This window comes from Methylibium sp. (genome assembly GCF_031393925.1).
Taxonomy (GTDB): domain Bacteria; phylum Pseudomonadota; class Gammaproteobacteria; order Burkholderiales; family Burkholderiaceae_C; genus Methylibium.
In genome coordinates, this window is sequence record NZ_JANMWL010000077.1 from 1 (window position 1) to 3,213 (window position 3,213).

At 70.0% G+C, this 3,213-nt stretch carries 3 protein-coding genes; all 3 read right to left on the reverse strand.

Features of this window, described 5'->3' with window-relative positions; genetic code table 11:
- Positions 1 to 65: 65 nt before the first annotated feature.
- On the reverse strand, positions 66 to 1,880 hold the full coding sequence (locus RMO12_RS05055) for an MFS transporter (protein WP_309638443.1): 1,815 nt from the start codon (positions 1,878 to 1,880) through the stop codon (positions 66 to 68).
- A 123-nt stretch (positions 1,881 to 2,003) separates the two neighbouring features.
- A complete protein-coding gene (locus RMO12_RS05060) occupies positions 2,004 to 2,894 on the reverse strand; it encodes a pirin family protein (RefSeq protein ID WP_309638444.1) in 891 nt (296 codons plus the stop codon).
- A 131-nt stretch (positions 2,895 to 3,025) separates the two neighbouring features.
- Positions 3,026 to 3,213: DUF1348 family protein (locus RMO12_RS05065; RefSeq protein WP_309638445.1), on the reverse strand; the 188-nt coding region annotated here is incomplete at its 5' end.

Genomic DNA, 3,213 nt, shown 5'->3' on the forward strand with positions numbered 1-3,213 from the left:
GTCTCGCTCACCCGTGCCCACCTCCGCTTCGGCGAGCGACCGCACGCCCATGCGGCAGCCGCGCCTTAGATGCGACTCTGGGCAATCGACGGGCCCGCTGCGCCTGGCGCCAAGCCGTCGGGGGACGGATGAGCGGCCGGCGCCGACCCTGGCGCGCTCAATTCGCGCCAGGGTTTCAGGGCCAGCCAGGCGAGCAGCACCGCCGCCAGCAGCGGCACGGCCAGCAGCACGGCTTGGACGGTGGCCTTGAACAAGTGCTCGCCCACCAAGAAGCCAAGCCGGGCGGCAAGCGCATCGACATAGTGACGCACGTGCATCAGCAACAAGAGCGGCGCCAACCAGGCGCCCCAGCGTGCCAGCCGGCCGATCGAGGCGCCGAGCACTGCGCCACTGGCCAGCAGGAACAGCGCGGAGGCCACGAACACCAGGGTGAACAGCGTCTGGGCGATCGGCTGCGCGGCGCCGAGCGCGTCGTGCCAGAGCCGGTAGGGCAACCAGGCCAGGCAGGCGAGCGCCAGCACGGCGGCCACCGCACGCGCTCGGGTGGGCGCCGCGTCGTCGGTGGCCGAGCGGTCGCCGCCCGGCAGCCGCTTCATGAAGGGAATGAGCACCACGCAAGCCATGCCGAAGATCGCGTCGAACAGCATCGTGCGTGGGTAGCCCCAGGCCTCGATGGCAATGCCCTGCCAGGTCGACGAGTAAGCGATGGCCAGGTTCATGAGCGCCATGTAGGCGGTGAACTGCGTGGCCGCGACCTTGGGGTTGGTGACGTCCATGAAGATCGCCGAGCGCGTGCCGTACATCAGGCCGTTGAACACGTTGTAGACGATCGTGGCGACCCACAGCGCGGTCACCAGCGCCACCGGCACCACGGGGCGTGCGGCCCCGCTCTGCGGCACCGGCATGACCCAGCCGTACTGGCTGAGCACCTGCATCAGGTAGAACACCGGCAGGCTGGTGAGCAGGGTGTAGATGACCAGCATGCGGCGCCGCCCGAAGCGGTCGGACAGCAGCCCGCCCACCACGCAGAAGCCTGCATTGACGACCGTCGACCAGAGATTGAGCCAAGCGACCTGGTCGTCGTTCAGGCCCAGCTCCACCGCCAGGTTCGACTGCAGCGACAGCCCCAGGCACATGGCGCCGGCCGGCAGCAGCGCGAAGCCCAGGCCGCTGAAGGCGCCGCGCGTGCCGAGGAAGGAGCGAAACGAAGCGACCGCGAAGTCGCGCATCTCGCGGCCCGCCGCACGCAGGCGCGAGCCGACGACGACGGCGCGCGCGGCATACGGCGCTTCCTTCATCGGCAGCACGACGAGGGTGGTGACCATCAGGATGCAGCCGGCCACGAAGAAGAAGGTGGGCTGAAAGCCGGTGTAGCCGCTCAGGAAAAGCACGCCGCTACCGCCCACCGTCGATCCGATCGCGGCGCCCGCGAACATCAGGCCGTTGGCCAGGCCGCGCTCGTCTTCGTGCAAGGAGTTGACGGCCAGCGCGTCGATTGCCACGTCCTGCATCGCACCGAAGGTGTTGTGTACCAGCAGGATCATGGTGAAGAGCCACAGCTGCTCGGGCAACTTCAGCAGCACCGTCGACAGCAGCGTCGTGGCCATCAGCACCTGCGTGACGAGGATCCAGCCGCGCCGCCGCCCCAGGCGCTCGGAGGCGAACACATCGATCATCGGCCCGAACGCCCACTTGAAGGCCCAGGGCAGGTAGAACGAGCCGACAAAGGCGCCGATCTCGGCCGGGCCCACGTCCTGGCGGCGCAGCTGCGTGGCCACCGCGGTGGCGGCAAAGCCCAGCGGTATGCCCTCGGTCAGGTAGAGAAAAAAGAAGGCGGCAAGCCGCCCGTTCTTGCTGGCAAGCAGGTTGGGCAGGCGCATGCCCGCAGGGTGGCAGTGCCCGCGCGGGGCTGTCAAGCCGGGGTACTCGCCGCTTGCGCTCGATCGGCCGGCCGGCCGGTGGTTAGCCGGGGCGGGAGACCCGCGCTGGCTTCGCCCGCCCCGTCAAGCCAGGACGTGTGCCGCCGGCCGTGCGAGCTGCCCGCGCTGGTAGTCGGCAAAAGCCTGGCGGATCTCGGCCTGGGTGTTCATCACGAAGGGGCCGTGGCCGACGATGGGCTCGTCGATCGGCTCGCCGGCCAGCAGCAGCACGGTGGTGTCCTGCTCGGCCTCGAAGGCGAGCGTGTCGCCAGCGCGCTCGAACACGGCCAGTTCCGCCTCGCCGACCGTTTCGCCGCCGCTCAAACGCAGCCTGCCCTTCTGCACCAGCAGCGCGGCCGTGTGCCCGGCTGGAACCGGCAGCTCGGCGCGGCGACCGGCGGCGACGCGCACGTCCCACACGTTCATCGGGCTGAAGGTGCGCGCCGGGCCGGCGTGGCCCTCGAAGCTGCCGGCGATGACACGCACGCTGCCGGCCGCGTCGCCCGCAAGCCCACGCAGCGTGATACGCGGGATCTGCGCGTCGGTGATGCCCTGGTAGCCGGGGGCGGCCATCTTGTCCTTGGCCCGCAGGTTGACCCACAGCTGCACCATCTCGAACGGGCCGCCGCGGCGCGCGTAGTCGCTGCCGTGGTATTCCTCGTGGAGGATGCCGCCGCCGGCCGTCATCCATTGCACGTCGCCGGGGCCGATCAGGCCGCCCGCACCGCTGGAGTCGCGGTGCTCCACCTCGCCGGCATAGACGATGGTGACGGTCTCGAAGCCGCGATGCGGGTGCTGGCCGACGCCGCGTCGCGCGGTGGTGGGCGCAAAGCTCGCGGGCCCGGCGTAGTCGAGCAACAGAAAGGGCGACAAGGCCTCGGCCAGGTCGTGGTACGAAAAGATGCTGCGCACCGGAAAGCCATCGCCCACCCAGTGGCTGGCGTGCTGGCGCTTGACGAATTGGAGTTGCTTCATGGCGGCCCTTTCTCGTTGGCAGGCCATGCATGATGGGGCCGGTCCGCGCGCGCACCGTCACAGCGATCTGCATGCAGCGTTCAATCTGCTGCGAGCCGGCGCGCACGCCAGCGGCCGGGGCAGCAGGCTTGCTACAGGCCCAGCTCGCTCAGGCCGGCGTGGTCGTGGGGGCGCCTGTCGAGCGGCCAGTGAAACAAGCGCTCGTGCTCGGCGATGGGCAAGTCGTTGATGCTGGCGTAGCGGCGCGTCATGCGGCCCGACTCGTTGAACGCCAGCGCGCGTCTTCGGTGTAGACGCCCACCACGCGGTCGGGGTCGCG

What these genes read in the sequence shown, in the direction of transcription:
- RMO12_RS05060 (WP_309638444.1), bottom strand. Translation starts at nt 2,894, where the DNA reads ATGAAGCAACTCCAATTCGTCAAGCGCCAGCACGCCAGCCACTGGGTG.
- RMO12_RS05055 (WP_309638443.1), bottom strand. Translation starts at nt 1,880, where the DNA reads ATGCGCCTGCCCAACCTGCTTGCCAGCAAGAACGGGCGGCTTGCCGCC.